Source organism: Candidatus Micrarchaeia archaeon, assembly GCA_041653315.1.
In the GTDB taxonomy this organism is placed as follows: Archaea; Micrarchaeota; Micrarchaeia; order Anstonellales; family JAHKLY01; genus JAHKLY01.
In genome coordinates this window covers 1-18,497 of the sequence record JBAZFO010000024.1, presented here as the reverse complement: position 1 = coordinate 18,497, position 18,497 = coordinate 1, and the positions used below count along the sequence as shown (strand labels likewise).

Sequence of the window (18,497 nt, the reverse complement as noted above, 5' to 3'; positions counted from 1 at the left end):
AAAAAAAACAAGAAAAAAATAAAAAGAAAAAACAAGAGAAAGAAAAACAAGAAAAAGAAAAACAAGAAAGAAAAACAAGAGAAAGAAAAACAAGAAAAAATAAAAAAAACAAGAAAAAAATAAAAAGAAAAAACAAGAGAAAGAAAAACAAGAAAGAAAAACAAGAGAAAGAAAAACAAGAGAAAGAAAAACAAGAGAAAGAAAAACAAGAGAAAGAAAAACAAGAAAGAAAAAAATATAAAGAAAAATAGGTACTCCTTAGAGTGAATAATATGAATACTAATAGACAAGAGGAAATAGATTTACAAAAATTTTTATTTAATATTCAAAGGGAAAAAATGAAAGAGCTTTGGGATAATGATAAAGATAAGATTTGGGAATCTGTTTAATTTCATTTCATAATTACTCTTACAGGTTTTGTTGCTATTCCTTTGTTTAATTGCTTTATTGTTTCAGAATCTTCAAGTGCTTCTGCAATTTCAATTAATTTATTTTTCTCAGTGAAAAGCGCTACTGATTCTCCTTTTTTGAATTCTCCTTTAATTTTTATTATTCCTGGAATGTATAAAACATGCCCAGTCATTAAAGGAACAACTGCATTTTTATCAACTGTTATTATTGGCATCTCTTTTTTTACATAATATTCAACTGGCTTAATTATTTTGCGCAAAGGTTTTTCATTTCCTTTTTTCTTGTATTCTTCAAAATATGCTTTTTTTAATTCATCTAAGGTAAATGCATCTTTTTCTTTTATATCTCCAACAGCTGTTCTTCTTAAAGTCATTAATCTGCATGTTGAATATTTATCTGAAATATCGCGAGCTATAGAACGGATATAAGTTCCTGCCTCACATTTTATTTTAAAATAAACATCTGCTTTATTTGTTTCTGTTTTTATTTTTTTATATGCTTTGAATGAGTAAATATGTTTTTTTCTCATTTGTCTTTTAACAGCGCATTTTCTAGGAGGCATTTGTTCAATTTTCCCTATAAAATTGTTAAAAATTTCCTGCGCTTTTTTCTTTGTTATATTTTCTGAAAAGCGCAAATACCCTTCATAGATTTTATCTTTTTTAATTAAATAATTTAACAAAGGCGTCGCATCATTTAAAGCTATTACTAATACTCCAGTAACATAAGGGTCCAATGTTCCTGAATGCCCTGCTTTTTCAGCGCCTACTCCTGCAAGTATATTTTTAACTTTTTCAGAAACTTCATGAGAATTAGTTTTTTTAGATTTATCAATTATTATTATTCCCTTATTTATTAATTCAGAAATGGTTAACATAATAAAAATATAAAGAAAAAGAATTTAAGCAATTGCTTTTTTTATTTCTTCAATATTTGATATATCAATTTTTTGAGGTAAAGGTTCTAAATGTATAATTGCACATTTTCTTGCTTTTTTTCTTTCTTTTGTTTCTACTTCAACGTAATTTGAATCAATAACTTTAGTGATTACACATTTATTTCCTGCATCTCGTCCTCTTTTTTTAACGCATACTCTGCCTGTTTCAATTGCTGCCATAAAACATTCCTCCATGTAATATTATAAATAATAAGAACACTATTTATACATTAAATAATCTTTTTAAGGGTTTGCTTCAACTAAATCCTTTGCTTTTATTAAATTTAAACCTTTTTTATCTAATTCTGCTTTTACGATTTCAAATAATATTGTTTTAGCTAATTCTCTTATTTCAATTTCTTTTGCATTTAAAGATATATTCTTTATTTTTCTATTAATTTCTTCTTGAGTTATTTTTTTGTCTGGTCGTGTTTTGCTTAATTCTATTAATGCATCTTTTGCATCTTTTACATTACCATATAATGCCCAACTTTCTAAAACTAAAATCCTTGTTTCTTTTGAAGCTGATAGTAATCTCATATTTATTTTATATATTTTTGAGTTTAAAAAACTATCTACGATATATATTAGTTTTATAAATATTACTGTGGAATTTATATTATATGTTTGATAAAATAATTGTAGGGATTATATTAATTATAATAATTATACTTATTGTTTATTTTTTAACCCGTTAATCTTTTTTTTAATTTATTTAATTTATTTTTTCAATTTATTTGGTTTATTTTTTAATTTATTTGGTTTTTTCAATTTATTTTTTATTTATGAATATAGGAAGTTTGGGGTGTTTTTTAGTATTTTTTTAAGTAAATGAGAAAACACAAGTAAACACAACCTTTTTAAACATTGGAAAACTAATAAATATTGGTGTTGTTGTGGATCATAATATAAAAAAAATAAAATCACATGAAATGACTTTGGTACTTTTTCCAAATACAAAAAAAGATCCATATACTTGTTTTTGGCAGGGTGATGAATTTTCTTTAATTGAAATAATAGGAAAAAGATTAACAGATATTGAAAAACAAGATTTATTAGATGAGTTAAATAAAAGAGGATATCCAATTCCAGATGGTTCACTTCCATTAAACAATCTTTCAACAATTGTTTCTGGTTTATTATCTATTTATAATTTGGATTCAAAAGATGAAATTAAAAAAGAAAGAGCAAATAGAGAATATGATCACTGGAAAAATGTTTATAATTATTATAGAGAGGGGTTATCTGTTTTAAGAAAAAAACAAATTGATCCAAATTGTTTTTATTATCAATATTTTTTTAAAGCAGAATCTTTTATGGATTTTTTATTAACAAAAGGGATGAATTTAGCAGGAAATTTTAAAAGTATAAAAAAAGCAGGAAAATATAAAATAGATATTGTAGAAAATAAAAAAGATACAATATATAAAATAACTGAGCCATATGTTGAAAGTCTTAATTGGAAAACAGAAATATTTACTCGTTTAGCAAGTTCAGTTGTTGTTGGGGGGGCTGTTCTTTTAACCGCACAACAAGAAGCAATTCAAAAGTTAGCAGAATTTTTACCTGGTTTAGGCCATGTTATTTATGTTGCATCTGCAATTTTAGGTATTGGATTTTTTACCCTTTCAAAACATATGTTAAGATATTTCGCTTTATCTTTAAGAAATAATTCAGATAATAAAGTTATAAAAGAAGTTGCAAAAGCAGATAAAGTAGAAATAAAAACAGGTGAATCAAAAGCAGCGATATTTAAACTTTCAGTTATGGAAATGATGGCAATAGTTGGATACTGGAGAGAATTAAAGAATGTAGTATATAAAAATAAAGAACCAATTTTGTTTAAAGCAATAGAAAAAAAAGATTTGTACACATTTTTAGAACAAATTGATATGACAAAAGACATATTGCTCCCTCCTTATTTGCATTGGTGGCAGTTTAGAAAAAAAAGAAATTGTGGAGAATTGAATGCGACAGTAACTTCTGCATTAAATCTTGCTAAAGAAATGGATGGAGTAGGTTCAACAAGTTCTGAAAAAGAGAACTCAATACAAAAGAATTAAAATTCAAAAAGACCTTTTTGTTTTACTTTTGTTTCTATGTTCTTAGATAAACGCGCTAATGCATTTTCAATACGTGTTTCTTCAAAATCATGTTTTTCATTTAATATTTTAAATATTTTTTCTTTATCTGGTGATTTAAATTTAATTTCATACTCTTTTGTTAAAGGAGGATTTAAGAAAAATTCTTGAATTTTATATGGATTTTCTTCAAAAACATAATCATATTTTTTTTCAACTAATGCAATTATTTTATCTAAATCATCATTTTCTTTTACAATTTTTAAAGCTGTTTTTGAACCAACACCTTTTATCCCATTGTTAAAATCTGTTCCTATTAATATACCGATTAAAATTAATTGTTCTCTATTTATTTGCAATGAATCAAGCATTTCTTTTAATTCAATTATTTCTGGAGAAATAGAAGCATAAATATTTTTTCCAGGAATTTTTCTTTTACCAGTTACAGATAAATTTCTGATTAAGCGCGGTGCACCAAATAATAAACAATCTGCATCTTGTGATACCACCCCATAAGCAATTCCTTCTTTTGCCATACATGATGCCTGTGCTTCTCCTTCTGAAGGTGCTTGAACAACTGGGATCCCCATTGCTTCTAAAAGTTCTTTTCCTTCTTCAACCATTTCTTTTGTTAATCTAGAAGTTTGTTGTGAATATTTTTTTGCATCTTCAAAAAAACCTTTTTTTAAAGCAGTGTCCATTTTTTCTTTTGCAGAAATTTTTCTTTCTTTTCTTTCATCAAGAGTAGTAGTTTTAAAATTTGGGGGCTTACCATCAAAAACATAAATGGGTTTTATACCTCCTTCTAAAAAATTTATATTCCTATAAAATAATCCAGATAAATGAGAAGTGATATTATCATTTGAATCCATTAAAGGTGTGCCGTCATATTGTCTTATTGAGGATAAAAATTGATATATAATATTATATGCATCAACAGCAACTGTTTTTCCTTCAAGATAATTTAAATCAATTTCTTTTTTTAACATTAAATCTTTTAATTGAATTCCCATAAAAGTATTTTATTAGATAGTTTTAAAAAAGCTGTTGGGGATATATTAATATGGTTAAAGTTAGACTTTTAATTTCTGGTCAAGTCCAAGGTGTTGGATATAGGGCCATTATAAAGCAAATAGCTAGAAATTTACATATTAAAGGCAGAGTTAAAAATATTGATGATGGTTCGGTAGAAGTCTATTGTGAAATAGAAGAAAATTTACTTGATAAATTCAAAAGGGCAATTGAAATTAAAAATAAAAATAATGATCCTTTTTCTTTAAATGTTCAGAATATTAATACATACTTTGAAAATGATAAAGAATATAATTCACACAATGCACCAAAAATATTTTCTCCTTTTGAAGTTGATTATGGGGAAGAAGCAAATACTAAATTTGAGCAGGCAAATTTAGAGAGACTTGAACTTGCATCAGTTGGTTTTGTAATGCTTAAAGATTCTGTTAATGCGAAATTTGATACAATGGAATCAAAATATCATAATATTCATAAAGATTTGGAAATGCTTACATATACTATAATGGTTTTTGCAGAACATTTTGCTCCAGAAGATCAAAATATTAAAAAGAATTTAGAAATTTTAAAAGAAAGAATTAATTAATTATTTTTTCTTTTTTTCTATTTCTATTACATCTCCTAGTGTTATTTCCCTGTGTTTTCCTAGTGTTACAGAACTTGCTGGTGCGCTTGATTCTTCAAATAATTTAATATTTAATTCTTTTTCAATTTTATATGCTAATTTTTCATCAGGTCTTGTTTTACCTTGAATGATTCTTTCAATATAAGATTCTTTTTCATTTAATCTTTCAGCTAAAACATGATATGAGATTCCTATCTCTCTTATTTTGTTTAATATTTTTTTACCAAAGTCTTCAATAAGTTCTTTATCAGTACCAAATAATTCTTTTGATTGTCTTTCTGTTGCTCGCTCGCGTAATTCTTCTTTTCTATGTTCTTCATATAAACTGCTGATTATCTCTCCCATTTTTGAGCATTTTCCACATACTTGTAATTTAGCACCTTCTATTAATACAAGATATACAGCTTCTGCTTTTCCACAAACTTCACATTCATTCATATTATAGATATTATTAGACACCTTTTTAATATTTGTTATATTAAAAAATTATATGGATTTTTTTTTAAAGGTTAAAAATAATAAAAATATTTTAACTATCTTAATAATTTTGATTTCTTTATCTTTATTTATATTTTTATTAAATTTTGATTCTGATTCTCCAGTATTATTAAAGTTTGGAGTGATTGTATTATTATTGGCAATAACAGGAATTATAATTCAAAAACTTCATAAAATGGATGGCGGATATGGTATTTTATTAATAAGAACAAAAAAAGGATTAGAATTGATTGATACAATTGCTAAAAAATTTCCTAATTTTTGGAAAATGTTTGCTGATATAGGTCTTGTATGGGGATTTGGAGTTTTAGGATTTTATTTTTTAATTAAAAATTCAAAAGAAAGTTTAATACATAATTTATCTGCTTTTATTTTGGGATTATTACTAATATTTTTTACATTAATTTTTGTTATGCCTTTAATTGCTCCATTAACTGTATCTATAATTTCAAATATAGATATAGGTGCAGCATCACAGAGTTTAGCAGGAATAAAAAGTTTTGAATTTACCCAAATAATTTTAATGACTATTTTAATTTTAGGCGGATTTTCATTTTTTTTAATTGCATCTTTAATTTTATACTCCGGGATAGTGATATTAAATTTAGTTTCAGTTTTCTTAGGTATTAACAATGCAGTACCTATTGAACCAAGCGGGACTTTATTATTGCCTGGAATAAATTTACCATTTTTTGAAGGTATTATTGCATTAGTTATTTTATTATTAGTTCATGAAGCATCACACGGATTTTTATCAAGATTATGTAACCCCTCTGTTAAATTAGATTCTGGTGGATTAGCATTTTTTGGTTTTATTCCTATGGGTGCATTTATTGATCCAGATGAAAAGGATTTAAATGAAAGAAAAGATATCGAACAAACAAGAGTTATGGTTGCAGGTTCAACTGCAAATATTTTTACAATGATTATTGCATTTATTCTTTTATCTTTGTTTATTATTGGCTCTTCTCCATTAAGAGAATCTGGATATTTTGTAATAGGTGGCGAAGGATTACCCATAGGAACTGAAATATATTCAGTAGATGGAAAAACTAATTTATCAACTTTGAATTTAACATATAATCAATCAGTTATTGTGTTAACTGATAAAGGAGAATTCATTAAAAATATTGATGAAAAAATTTTATACTCATATGCAACAGAGAAAGGTTTTTCTCCAATTATGAAATTCAAACAAGGATTTGAATGGTTAACTTTTGTATATACTACTTTGGCTTTAATTTTAATTTTGAATTTCTTTGTAGGGATAATGAATTTAATTCCTTTACCTATTCTTGATGGTTATCATATAATAAGAATAAATATAAAAAATAAAAATTTAGTTAAAGGATTAATGTATATTACAATAATTGGATTTATATCTAATTTTATTCCTTGGATTTTTAAATAGGTGATTTACATGGAAGAATATGATGTTGCAATAATAGGTGGCGGGCCTGCAGGTGCTTCGGCAGGAATTTACACCGCAAGATCAAATTTAAAAACAATAATTTTAGAAAAAGGTTTAATTGGTGGATTAATAAATAATGCTCCTTTATTGGAAAATTATCCTGGTTTTGATCCTGCTCCTGGTTTACAATTTGGAATGAAACTACAAGAGCAGTTAGATAAATTAAATATTAAAGTAGAAATGCAGGAAATAACTGATATAGATAAAATTGAAGAAGGATTTTTATTAAGGAATAATGATTTTTCTATCAAAGCAAAATCTGTTATTATAACAACAGGCAGTGTTTATAGACATTTAAATATTCCAGGCGAAGAAGAATTATTGGGAAAAGGAGTTGCATATTGTGCAACATGTGATGCACCATTATTTAAAGATAAAACAGTAGCAATTATAGGTGGTGGAGATTCTGCTTTTAGATCTGCGCAAGTTTTAACTGATTTATGCAAAAAGGTTTATTTGTTTGATTTTGCAGATGAATTTATTGCAACAAAAGCCGTAATAGATGATGTTAAAAATAGGGTTAATATAGAATTGCAGAATAATACAACAGTTCTTGAAATTTTAGGAAAAAATAAAGTTGAAAAAATAAAAATAAAAAATATTAAAACAAATGAAATAAGAGAAATAGAAATTGATGGAATTTTTATAAATATTGGAACTGTTCCTTTATCACAATTGGCAGAAGGGTTAGGAATTGAATTAGATAAAAATAAATTTATCAAAGTTGATGAAAATAGAATGACAAATATTCCCGGTGTTTTTGCAGCTGGAGATATAACTGGTTCTTGGGCGCAGGCAATTTATGCTGCAGCAGAAGGAGCATTAGCTGGTTCTAAAGTATTTGAATATTTAAAAAATAAAAAAATTAAAAAGTAGATTTAGCCATTAATCCAAATAAATAAACTGCAATTATAAAAACCACTGCGATTAATAAAATAATTTTTGGTGAAATTTTAAAACCACCTGATGATCCAGAACCGACACCTAATAATCCTGCAGTGCTTGATGGTGTTGAAAAACTTTTTCTACTTATTGACATATTATAACCTCTACAAAATTAAATGTTTTTTATTTAATTATTATTTTTAATAGACATATATATATATATATCTTTTGTTTTCAAATAAATATTATTAAACTTAATTATGAAGGTGATATGAGTATGGATAAAAAAATTTTTTTAATTGCAACTCTTTTTATATTTGGAATTTTAATGAGTTCTGTTTTTGCAGTTGGATTGCCAGCAGTTAAACCAGAATCTGTTAGTGAGGAATCAATGAGATATTTTGAAATACGTTCTTCAATGAGTGAAGAAGATTGTAATGAAACTTATTTTGAGAATACTTATTATAATAGATGGAATATGGTTTCTGTTCCTATTGATGATAGTATTTATGCTTCTGCAGGAATGTTTCCAGGACATTCTGGTGTTTATGCTTATGCACCTTTAAGTGGTGATTATTATAATACTTTAACTTCTTATCCATCTGAAGGATATTTTGTTTTATATAATTTTGCTACATCTATTGATGTATCCTCTCGTTCATCTTCAATAGCAAATTTTACTTTTGGATATTGTGGAACTCCAATAACAGAAAAATGTTATAATGTAGTTAATGGATGGAATTTAATAGGTTCAATATATGAACCAGTTTCTTTAGATGATATAACACTTTCATCTGGAATTTTATCAGATCCTCAAGCTTATTGGTATGATCCAGTTTCAAGAACATATCAAGCTTCTTCAGTAATAGAACCAGGAAAAGCATACTGGGTTTTAGTTTCAAATGTAACAAATTCAAGCGCATTATGTTTAGGATCTGAAACAACATCATGTGAAGATTGTGGAGAAGGTTATGAACTAATAGAATTAGATGAATCTTTTGAAACAGAGAATTATAGGGTAGTTTTAAATGATATTTTAGTTAGTGGAAGTTGTGATGATCCAACAGATCATCCAGTATCCATTACTGTATATAACCGCGCATTTACTTCGGTAATTGATCATACTATAATTTGTCCAGGAGAATATGAATTATTAGGTCCAAGTAATGAACTTAATATAAGTGTTTGTAAAACTGTTTATGGAGTAGAATTATTTCAAAGATGGGCATGTATGAAAGTTGAAGAAAATTTATATGGTGTTTGTCCAGTTTTAGATGAAAGAGTAACAGTGAGAATTAGTAATTTAAATACTACATTAGACTGGACTGGAAGAGAAGGGAACAGACAAAGAGTTGGTAGTGAAATAGTTGAAATTAGGAATATTTATGAAACATTAGGATATGCATCTCCTTGTGGTGCTTGTCCAGTACTTGATAAATCTGTTCAAATAAAAATTACTAATGAGGATAACTCTTCAACAACATGGACTGGAAGAGAAGGAGATAGTCAAACATTTGCAGAAACAGAAATAGAAGTTTTAGATATATCTATCTCTATAGGCCCAGCAGAACCTTGTGATACTGAAGAAATTTGTTTAGAAGATATAACAGTTACACATCCTGAAAAGTATTCTGCAATATTTGAAATAATTGATGATACAACAGGGAGTATCTTTATACAAGATAAAATGGATATTGGTGAATCATATACTCATTCTCTTTTTGATTTCAATTTTACTTTAACTGAATTAGCGCCAGGAGTTACTTTAACTGCAAAATGGGCTAAATTTAATATTGGTGGAGAAGAAGTAGTTTTATCTATTGGTGAAGAAACCTCACTTGAACCAGGAATATCTTTACGTTTAGTTGATTTAGGACTACCAAAAGATACTGAAACATATGATTTTAATGGAGGAATGATATTTTCTATATTAGATAATACAACAAGAGAAGTATTATATCAAGATGTAGCAACAGAAGGAGAAGATTATACTTGGTCGGGTCCTTCGGGAGATTTAAGTTTTACTTTAAATAAAGTTGCTATAGGTACTACTTTAAGTGCAAAATGGGCAAAAATACAAGTAACTCCTTATATGTGGTATATAAAAAGTATTGGAGAAGAAATTGATATGTCCTATGGCGCTTCAGTACCATATATATTAAAAGTTGATGATATAGATATGGCAACTGGAGATAATGAAAGAGCTGTTCTACATTTAACAAGTGCAACTGATGATAAAAGATTAACATTAGCTACAGGAGAATCAGTAGTATTTGATGGGAAAACAATTGAAGTTTTAGAAATAGGGATAGGACATACATTAACAGCAAAATGGGCAAAACTTAGAATAACAGAACCAGGAACAGCACCAGTAGAAGTAGTGCTTGATATAGGAGAATGTTATTAATTTAACATTTTTTCTTTTCTTTTTATCTTTTTTATATTTTAAACTATTTATAGGAGGAGTAGTCATAATAAAACCTAATTATACAAAACTTTATTATAACTTTTATTATAATATAAAATACATATGTATAATATAAAATACAAAAAGTATTTAATATATATTTAAAAATACATATGTATAATATAAAATACATGAAAAAAGAACACATTGAACTGTATGGAGATAAAATGCTAAAAAAGTATGGGCTTTTCAAAGTAATGGAAAAAGTACTTTTTCATCCAAACAAAAAGTTTTCAATCAGAGGTCTAGCAAGAGAATTAGATATAAGTCCTATGTCTTGTAGGGAGTATCTTAATTATATGAAAGAGAATAAAATGTTGTCTTGTGAACTGATTGGTAGAACTTCTCAATATAAAGTTATTATTGATTCACCACTTGTAAAAGAATGGAAAAGAGTTCTTTTTTTAAATATATTTATAAAAACCGGGGTTGTTGATTATTTTTTAGATTATTATGGAAAAGAAAAAATTGATTCTATTTTGTTATATGGTAGTATGGTAAAGGGAACTGCAGATGAAAAAAGTGATATAGATATATTGATCATTTTGCGTAATATAAAAAAGAAAAAACCTATTCTCTTAAAATTTGAGGGTGAATTGAAAAGAGAGATAATGCCTATTTCTTTTACATTTTTTGAATGGAAGCAAAAAGCTAAAAAAGAAAAAGCTTTTTATGATGAAGTTATATTAAATTCAATAGTTTTATATGGTGAAAAACCCGTGGTTTTATGAATTTGACTATAAAAGAATGTTTAGACAAAGGTTTGTTAAGAAAAACAAAACCAAATTTGCAAAAAGTAACTTATTCTATTAAAACAGCAGAAGAAAAATTAGAGCACGCAGAAAAATTGTTTGATTCTAAATTTTATGAAGATTCAATAATCAGTGCATATACATCAATGTTTCATTCTTCAAGAGCTTTATTATTTAAAGATGGTTATGAAGAGAGAAGCCATTTTGCTTTGTGTATTTACATTTCAGAAAAATATAATTTAATTATAGAAAATAGATTTATTAGAGAATTAAACAGCTTGCGATTAGCAAGACATGATTTGCTTTATGGATTGGAAAAAAGCAAAGAAGTTCAAGAAGTAGAGGCTGAAGATATTCTTGATACTGCAAAAGAGTATCTTAAAATAATTAAAAAATTACTTAAAGTTTAATTTTTCTGCATTCTATACATTTCTTTTATCTCTTTAGTTGTGGTAGCATCTTTTGGGTCTTTATCTTCTCTTATTTCTATCATTCTTGGGAAGCGCAATGCAAAACCTTTTTTATCAGTATTTGAATCTTTAGCGCAAGTATGTAAAGGAGACAAAGATATTTCATCTGCGCTTACAGTTATGACGTATTTTAAATTTACCCAGAAATCAGGTTTTATTTCAGAATCTAATTCTTTAGGTTTTTCATTTAATTTTATCTTAGATAATTCTTTTTCAAAAGTTTCCATTTCTTCTTCTGAAAATCCGCTTCCTATACGCGCAATAGTTTCATATCTATCTTTTTCATCATTATAAACAGCAGTCAATAAACCGCCAAAATTAAATTGCGCTCTGTGTCCTTTTCCTAAGTAATATCCTACAATTACAACATCAAATGTATCTGCAACTTTTCCATAAGATTTTTTTAATTTTATCCATGAAAACTTGCGTGCACCTGCAATATATTCTGCTTCTAAATCTTTTGCAATTATTCCTTCTAACCCATGTTTTAAACAAGTATTATAAAATTTTTCTATATCTTTAGATGAATTAGCAATTATTCCATTAGATGTTTTTAATATTTTATTTTTTTTAGGTATTATTTTTTCTAATTCTTTTCTTCTTTTATTAAATGGTTCTTGTGTATAATCTTTTCCATTTAAATATAATAAATCAAAAGCAAAAACTTCAATTGGAAATTGTTCTTTCATTTTTTTAATGTCATATTTTCTTTTTCTTCTTATTGTTTCTTGAAATGAATAATATTTTTCATTTTTTTCATCATATGCTAATGCTTCGCCTTCAAAAATAATACTTTCAGCTTTTATTTTTTTTATTTCCTCAACAATATCTGGAAACATTTTTGTAATTCTTTCCTGGTTTCTTGAATAAATTTCCACTTTATCTTCTTTTTTATGTACAGCCATTCTTAAGCCGTCATATTTTGAATCGCAAAAACATTTTCCTAATTTTTTAAATATTTCTTCAGCTGATGACATTCTTTCTGCTAATGAAGGCCGTATAGGTGAAAAAGGAATTGGTTTTATTTTTTTAAGTTTTTTTGGGTCTTCTATAAATATTTTTGCTATATATCCTAAATCTGAAGTTAAATTAAATGCTCTTTCAATTTCTTCTCTCATTTCTTTTGATCCTTTTTCATAAACAGATAGTGCATCTAAAATAGTTGGGTCTCCAATACCAAGTCTTAATTTTCCTACTGGAAATCTACAAATATATCTTGCTTCTAAAGAATTTGCAGAACTTAATAATTCAGCAATTAATTTTATTTTTGAATCTTGGCTTCCTTCTCCACCAATATTTGCTAATTTTATAAAATTATCAAAAACTTTTGATACAGTTAATTCATTTGAAAATAAAAAATCTTGTCTTTTTTTAGATAAAAGTTCAGAAGCTACATCTCCTAAATCTCCAGATTTTTTAAATTTAGTTTCAATTAATCTTGTTTCATTTCCAGTTGCAAGTGCAATAGCGCGTATTACAAATTTTTCACCTATTCCTAAATCAATTCCTTTAAAGCGCGGCGCAATAGAACCTTGACATAAATAAATAATTTTATCAATTTCATCAATATCGGATTTTTTAAAAAGTTCAGCTAGATGATCAGTCATTTTTAATCTAGACGAAGCGTTTTCTATTTTATCAAAATATTCTGCTAATATTTTAAATTTCATTATCTAAATAATAAGTAAAAGAAATATAAGTATAACTCTTATATATATTAAAAAAATTAGGATAAGCTTTAAAAAGACTTCTGTTCAATAAAAACTATAGTTCTGTTTTTACCCGCGCGTACTGCTGGTAGCAGGAGGGAACTAAAATGAATAAGAATCAAATAAAACAAGCGCTAGAAAAGTGTTTAGAAGATAAAGGAAAAAGAAAATTTACTCAAACTCTTGAGCTTATTGTAAATTATAGAGGTATAGATTTTAAAAAACCTGAAAATAGAATAAATTTAGATATAATTTTACCAAAAGGTAGAGGTAAAGAATCAAATATTGTTGTTTTTGCAGAAGGGCAAATGGCGTTGGAAGCACAACAAGCAGGAGCGCAAGTACTTAATACTGAACAGATTCAAGAATTAGCAAAAAATAAAAATGCATTAAAAACATTAGCAAATCATTCTGAATTTCTAGCAGAGCCAAAACTTATGGCAGTTGTTGGTAAACATTTAGGGCAAGTTTTAGGTGTAAGAAAAAAATTACCAAAACCAGTAGTTGCAAATATAAAAAATGAAATAGAACAAGCAAAAAGAAGAACAAGACTTTCAATAAAAGGAAAATATCTTCCAGTTACTCAATGTCCTATTGGTTCTGAAAGTATGAGTATTGATGAATTATTAGAAAATGTTGAGCATATATATGAAAGTATTAGGCATAAAATAGCAGAACCTAATATTAAGTCTGTTTATTTAAAATTAACAATGGGCAAAGCCATTAAAATAGAGTGATAAAAATGACAGAAAGACCTTCATTAATTAAGAAAAAACAACAAGTTGAAAAACTTACAAAAGAACTTACTGGTGCAAAAACAATTGCATTAATTAGATTAAAAAATTTACCAGATAATATTTTTCAAAAAGCAAGAAAAAAACTTAGAGGAAAAGCAACATTTGTTGTAAATAAATCAACAGTAATTAAAAGAGCATTAGAAAACGCGAATAAAAATTCAGAATTATTAAAAGCTTTAAATGAACCAGTTGCTGTAGTTTATTCAAGTAATATTTCTTCTTATGATTTATATAAATATTTTAAACAAAATAGAGAAAAATTAGCTGCTAAACCAGGACAAATAGCACCATATGATATTATTGTTCCTGCAGGGGAAACTGATATGCCTCCTGGACCAGCATTATCAGAATTGAAAGCAGGAAAAATTAATGCACAAGTTAAAGCAGGAAAAATTGTTATATCAAAGGATTCTACTGTTGCACAAAAAGGTGAAAAGATTATTGATCCAGTTGCAAAAGCACTTAGAAAAGTAGGAATTTTTCCATTTGAAGCTGGAATTGAATTATTATTATCTAATGAAGAAGGATTGGTTTATAGACCAGATATTCTAGATATTACTTCAGAGCAATTAACTTTGGATTTCAAACAGGAATTACAAAATGCATTTGCATTATCCGTTAATACAAATATTCCAACAGCACAAAATGCAGAATATTTATTACAGAAATCATTTATGGATGCAGTTAATTTTGCAGTAAATGAAAAATTATATAGTGAATCTGTTATCGATGATTTAATTTCACAAGTATATTCACAAGCTTTAGGTTTAGGAATTGAAGTAAAATTTAATAAAAAAGATGAACCTAAAGAAAAAACAGAATAATCATATTTGGAGGGGTATATATGACAAAAATAGATCCATATCTACACGCAGCACTTTTATTAAAAGGAGCTGAGAAAGATATAACAGATGCCAATATCTTGGCGATTCTAAAAGCAGCAGGAGCAGAAGCAGATGCAGCAAAAGCAAAAGTTTTGGCTGATGCAGTTAAAGATGTAAATTGGGAAGATGCATTAAAAGCACCATCTATGGGAGTAGTACCATCTATGGCAGTAGCAGCAGCACCAGCAGCAGCAAAGAAAGAAGAACCAGCTGAAGATGAAGGTAAAAAAGAAGAAGAAGCAGCTGCAGGATTAGCAGGTCTATTTGGTTAAGTTTTTTCTTTTCTTTCGAGAAAAGAAAAACCTTTGAAATATTAAAAAATATTTCAAAATTTGACATCAAAGATGTCAAACCTTGTAAAAAGAAAAGAACTTAAGAAAATCTTGAAAGAAAATTTAAGAGAATCTTTTCTTTTTTATTTAACCTGTCAATCTATTTTCAAAACATGGTGAGAATTTGATAAGAGCAAGTCACATATTGGTAAAAACTAAAAAAGAAGCAGAAAAAATTTTAGAGCGCATAGATAGTGGAGAAACTTTTGAAGCTATCGCAAGACAGGTTTCTTTATGCCCAAGCGGAGAAAATGGCGGTGATTTGGGTTTTTTTGATAGGGGCCAAATGGTAAAAGAATTTGAAGATGCATGTTTTAGTGCAGAAGTAGAAGATGTTGTTGGCCCAATTAAAACTGATTTTGGTTATCATATAATAAAAATTACTGATAAAAATTAATTGTATACATTTTATAAACATTTGTATATAAAAAGTATACATGAATAAAATCCTAAAAAATAAAGATCCAATTTTTTCTTTAATAACTTCCACAGTAAGAGTTGGAATTTTAAATTATTTTTTATTCATTAATAAAGAAGGAAATAATATACGTGGAACAGCCAGATTCTTAAATGAAAATCCAGCTCAGATCAGGAGAGAATTTATTAATCTTGAAAAAGCAGGAATTTTTTCAAAAAAGAAAATAGGAAATCAAACTATTTATTTTATAAATCCTTCATGTAATTTTATGGATGATTTGAGGAATATTCTTTTTAAGGCAGGGGGTTATACAGCAAAAATAAAAGACACATTATCAAATATTGAAAAAATACAATCAGCATTTATTTATGGTTCATATGCAGAAGGAGATTTTACCAATAAAAGTGATATTGACTTGTTTATTTTGGGGTCTCCAAATATCGAGGAAGTTAATAGAAAAATTAGGGATATAGAAAAAATTATAAATAAAGAGATTAATTATACTATCATGCCCATAAAAGAATTTAATACTAAAAAAAATTATGGTTTTTTAAAAAATGTTTTGAATAAACAAAAAATAATTTTATTTGGTGATTGTGATGGAGCTTTCTAATTTAATTAAAACAAAGAAAATTAAAAAAATTCCAATAGATAAAGAGCAAATAACTAATTTATTATCTTTGTGTGAAAGAGATTTAAAAGCTTCAGAAGTTAATTTAAAAAATGATTTATTAGATTGGAGTTTTACTATTTCATATAATTCTATTCTTCAAGCAGCACGAGCACTTATGTATTCTTATGGTTATACTCCGAATAATGAAGATATTCATAAAACAACATTAGAATTTGTTGAAGTTGTGTTAGGGGTTAAACACAAAGAATTAATTGAAATTTTGAGTATGATTCGGAAAAAAAGACATTCTGCAGTTTATGATGAAGCAGGAATTGTTACTATTTATGAAGCTAATTATACACTCAAAAAAGCAAAAGAATTTGTAAAATTAATTAAAGAGAAAATTAAATTTTAAGAAAGAGTTATTGATTTTGTATTTAGTCATCATGATTGCGTCATGATTGTGTCGTCGCCTTTTACGACAACTTTAAAAACCTTGCTTTTGTAATAAACACACGATGGATAAGTCAAAGTTAAAGGCGCTTGGTCTTTCAGATCAAGAAATAAAGATTTATATCGCCTTGCTTGAAGGAGGTCCTTTATCTGCATCGCAATTATCAAAAAATACAAATACATACAGGCCGTATGTATATGATACACTTGAAAATTTGATTGGTAAGGAATTGGTTACCCACACAATTAAGGAGAGCAAAAAAGAGTTTAAATGTGCGCCTCCAAGCGCACTAAATAAACTCTTAAAAAAAGAAAAGGATCAGTTAAAACAGAAGCAGGATATTGTAGATCTTTTAATGCCTAAATTAGAAAAAATATATTCAAAACCTTTTTCCGAATTTATAGAAGAAAGATTTGAAGGGGAAAATGTAATTAATGATTTTAATAATAAAATTTTAAATTTAAAAAAGAAAACTAAAATTAATGAAATATTGTGTTTTGGAAAAGATTTTGAATTTGAAGAAGAAAAACTTAAAATTAAAATAAAAAAAATAAATAAAAAAATGGATAAAGGAATAATAATTTTTAATGATTATTTTGCTGTTTTTGAAGAAGGAAGAATTTCCTTAATAAAAAATAAGAATACTTCTGAAATAATAAAAATTATGTTTAATATGCTTTGGAGCAACCAATAAATACCTTTCTTATTAAATATTATTATGTGGGAATATGAAAAAAGTACTTATTGTTGGGGCAGGACCTGCAGGATTGTTTGCTGCTTATGATTTATGTGAGAATCCAAATTTAGAAATAACTATTTTTGATAAAGGTAAAAAAGTTAAAGAAAGAATTTGCCCAAAAAAAGCAACTGGTTATTGTTCTAAATGTAATCCATGTGCTATTCTTCATGGGGTTGGTGGTGCGGGGACTTTTTCAGATGGTAAAGTAAATTTTCATCATGAAGTTGGGGGAGATTTGCTTCAATTTGAAAGTCTTGAAGAAACTGAAAAGTTATTAGAAAAAATCAAAAAAATATTTATTCATTTTGGTGCTAAACCAGAAGATTATTTTGAACCTGATGGAAAAGCTGAAGAATTATCAAGAGAAGCTAAAAAGAACGGAGTAAGATTTTTACCTTTAAAACAACTGCATATCGGTTCAGATAAATTACCAAATGTAATTGAAAATATGACAGAATTTTTACAATCAAAAGGAGTGATTTTTAGAATAGAAAAAGATGTTGAGAATATACTAGTTGATACAAATGGAGTATGTGGCATAAAAATTAAAGATGAAGAAATATTTTCAGATTATGTTATACTTGCACCGGGAAGATCAGGAACTGATTGGTTAAAAAAAATTGCTGAAAAACAGAAAATTAAAATTGAATTTCAATCCGTTGATATTGGGGTAAGAGTTGAAGTCCCAGATGAAGTAATGGATGATATTACAAAAATTAATTATGATCCTAAATTTTATATTAGAACTGAACGAGATGATTTAGTAAGAACCTTTTGTACAAATCCCCATGGTTTTGTATCTTTGGAAAATTATGGTAAATTTGTTTGTGTTAATGGGCATGCAATGAAAACTAAAAAATCTAAAAATACAAATTTTGCATTTTTAGTAAGAATTAATTTAACAGAACCTGTTGAGGACACA

The 18,497-nt window shown here is 26.9% G+C and carries 23 protein-coding genes; 16 read left to right on the top strand and 7 right to left on the bottom strand.

Annotated features, from left to right (window positions below; all coding sequences use genetic code 11):
- The coding region (locus tag WC356_05360) for a hypothetical protein (protein ID MFA5382574.1) at positions 1-251 on the top strand (251 nt) is incomplete at its 5' end.
- Positions 252-391: 140 nt separating this feature from the next.
- Here the strand turns inward: WC356_05360 and WC356_05355 are convergent.
- The 3 genes from WC356_05355 to WC356_05345 form a co-directional block, all read right to left on the bottom strand.
- Positions 392-1,288 (bottom strand): RNA-guided pseudouridylation complex pseudouridine synthase subunit Cbf5, encoded by an 897-nt coding sequence (locus WC356_05355; GenBank protein ID MFA5382573.1) that lies wholly within the window; start codon positions 1,286-1,288, stop codon positions 392-394.
- Positions 1,289-1,312: 24 nt separating this feature from the next.
- Positions 1,313-1,528, bottom strand: a complete 216-nt coding sequence (locus tag WC356_05350) for a 50S ribosomal protein L14e (protein ID MFA5382572.1) — start codon at positions 1,526-1,528, stop codon at positions 1,313-1,315.
- Between the two features lie 63 nt (positions 1,529-1,591).
- Positions 1,592-1,888 carry a hypothetical protein gene (locus WC356_05345; GenBank protein ID MFA5382571.1) on the bottom strand — a complete coding sequence of 99 codons (297 nt, stop codon included), beginning with the start codon at positions 1,886-1,888 and terminating at the stop codon, positions 1,592-1,594.
- Positions 1,889-2,244: 356 nt separating this feature from the next.
- Here WC356_05345 and WC356_05340 point away from each other — a divergent pair, with 356 nt between their 5' ends.
- A complete protein-coding gene (locus WC356_05340; protein ID MFA5382570.1) occupies positions 2,245-3,411 on the top strand; it encodes a hypothetical protein in 1,167 nt (388 codons plus the stop codon).
- Here the strand turns inward: WC356_05340 and fen are convergent.
- Positions 3,408-4,442, bottom strand: a complete 1,035-nt coding sequence (gene fen / locus WC356_05335) for a flap endonuclease-1 (GenBank protein ID MFA5382569.1) — start codon at positions 4,440-4,442, stop codon at positions 3,408-3,410. The two genes, WC356_05340 and fen, sit on opposite strands and share 4 nt — an antisense overlap.
- Positions 4,443-4,492: 50 nt before the next feature.
- Between fen and WC356_05330 the strand changes: the two genes are divergently transcribed.
- Complete coding sequence (locus tag WC356_05330; GenBank protein ID MFA5382568.1) at positions 4,493-5,047, top strand: acylphosphatase; 555 nt, start codon at positions 4,493-4,495, stop codon at positions 5,045-5,047.
- Here the strand turns inward: WC356_05330 and WC356_05325 are convergent, their stop codons facing one another.
- Entirely contained in the window at positions 5,048-5,524 is a 477-nt protein-coding gene (locus WC356_05325; GenBank protein ID MFA5382567.1) for a multiprotein bridging factor aMBF1, read from the bottom strand. It abuts the gene before it with no gap.
- 52 nt (positions 5,525-5,576) lie between these two features.
- Here WC356_05325 and WC356_05320 point away from each other — a divergent pair, with 52 nt between their 5' ends.
- Together WC356_05320 and WC356_05315 are read left to right on the top strand one after the other, a co-directional pair.
- A complete protein-coding gene (locus WC356_05320; protein ID MFA5382566.1) occupies positions 5,577-6,995 on the top strand; it encodes a site-2 protease family protein in 1,419 nt (472 codons plus the stop codon).
- A gap of 9 nt (positions 6,996-7,004) precedes the next feature.
- Entirely contained in the window at positions 7,005-7,931 is a 927-nt protein-coding gene (locus WC356_05315) for an FAD-dependent oxidoreductase (protein MFA5382565.1), read from the top strand.
- Here the strand turns inward: WC356_05315 and WC356_05310 are convergent.
- Positions 7,921-8,094 (bottom strand): hypothetical protein, encoded by a 174-nt coding sequence (locus tag WC356_05310; GenBank protein MFA5382564.1) that lies wholly within the window; start codon positions 8,092-8,094, stop codon positions 7,921-7,923. The two genes, WC356_05315 and WC356_05310, sit on opposite strands and share 11 nt — an antisense overlap.
- 123 nt (positions 8,095-8,217) lie before the next feature.
- On the opposite strand from WC356_05310, the gene WC356_05305 reads away from it, so the two are divergent.
- The 3 genes from WC356_05305 to WC356_05295 all read left to right on the top strand — a co-directional run bounded on the left by WC356_05305 (position 8,218) and on the right by WC356_05295 (position 11,569).
- Entirely contained in the window at positions 8,218-10,347 is a 2,130-nt protein-coding gene (locus WC356_05305) for a hypothetical protein (protein MFA5382563.1), read from the top strand.
- Between the two features lie 191 nt (positions 10,348-10,538).
- Positions 10,539-11,138 (top strand): nucleotidyltransferase domain-containing protein, encoded by a 600-nt coding sequence (locus WC356_05300; protein MFA5382562.1) that lies wholly within the window; start codon positions 10,539-10,541, stop codon positions 11,136-11,138.
- On the top strand, positions 11,135-11,569 hold the full coding sequence (locus WC356_05295) for a HEPN domain-containing protein (protein ID MFA5382561.1): 435 nt from the start codon (positions 11,135-11,137) through the stop codon (positions 11,567-11,569). Before WC356_05300 ends, WC356_05295 begins: the two co-directional genes overlap by 4 nt.
- Here the strand turns inward: WC356_05295 and WC356_05290 are convergent.
- Entirely contained in the window at positions 11,566-13,299 is a 1,734-nt protein-coding gene (locus WC356_05290) for an ATP-dependent DNA ligase (protein MFA5382560.1), read from the bottom strand. The two genes, WC356_05295 and WC356_05290, sit on opposite strands and share 4 nt — an antisense overlap.
- A gap of 146 nt (positions 13,300-13,445) precedes the next feature.
- Here WC356_05290 and WC356_05285 point away from each other — a divergent pair, with 146 nt between their 5' ends.
- The 8 genes from WC356_05285 to WC356_05250 all read left to right on the top strand — a co-directional run.
- Entirely contained in the window at positions 13,446-14,075 is a 630-nt protein-coding gene (locus WC356_05285) for a 50S ribosomal protein L1 (protein MFA5382559.1), read from the top strand.
- 5 nt (positions 14,076-14,080) lie between these two features.
- Positions 14,081-14,959: a 50S ribosomal protein L10 gene (rplJ, locus tag WC356_05280; protein ID MFA5382558.1), complete on the top strand. Its 879-nt coding sequence runs from the start codon at positions 14,081-14,083 to the stop codon at positions 14,957-14,959.
- 20 nt (positions 14,960-14,979) lie between these two features.
- Positions 14,980-15,291 (top strand): 50S ribosomal protein P1, encoded by a 312-nt coding sequence (gene rpl12p / locus WC356_05275; GenBank protein MFA5382557.1) that lies wholly within the window; start codon positions 14,980-14,982, stop codon positions 15,289-15,291.
- Between the two features lie 184 nt (positions 15,292-15,475).
- On the top strand, positions 15,476-15,748 hold the full coding sequence (locus WC356_05270) for a peptidylprolyl isomerase (GenBank protein MFA5382556.1): 273 nt from the start codon (positions 15,476-15,478) through the stop codon (positions 15,746-15,748).
- 40 nt (positions 15,749-15,788) lie between these two features.
- Entirely contained in the window at positions 15,789-16,382 is a 594-nt protein-coding gene (locus tag WC356_05265) for a nucleotidyltransferase domain-containing protein (protein MFA5382555.1), read from the top strand.
- The gene (locus WC356_05260) at positions 16,369-16,797 is read left to right on the top strand and encodes a HEPN domain-containing protein (protein ID MFA5382554.1); all 429 of its coding nucleotides are present in this window, start codon (positions 16,369-16,371) and stop codon (positions 16,795-16,797) included. The genes WC356_05265 and WC356_05260 overlap by 14 nt, the downstream gene beginning before the upstream one ends.
- Before the next feature lie 103 nt (positions 16,798-16,900).
- On the top strand, positions 16,901-17,530 hold the full coding sequence (locus tag WC356_05255) for a helix-turn-helix domain-containing protein (GenBank protein ID MFA5382553.1): 630 nt from the start codon (positions 16,901-16,903) through the stop codon (positions 17,528-17,530).
- A 34-nt stretch (positions 17,531-17,564) separates the two neighbouring features.
- On the top strand, positions 17,565-18,497 hold a 933-nt coding region (locus WC356_05250), incomplete at its 3' end, for an NAD(P)/FAD-dependent oxidoreductase (GenBank protein MFA5382552.1).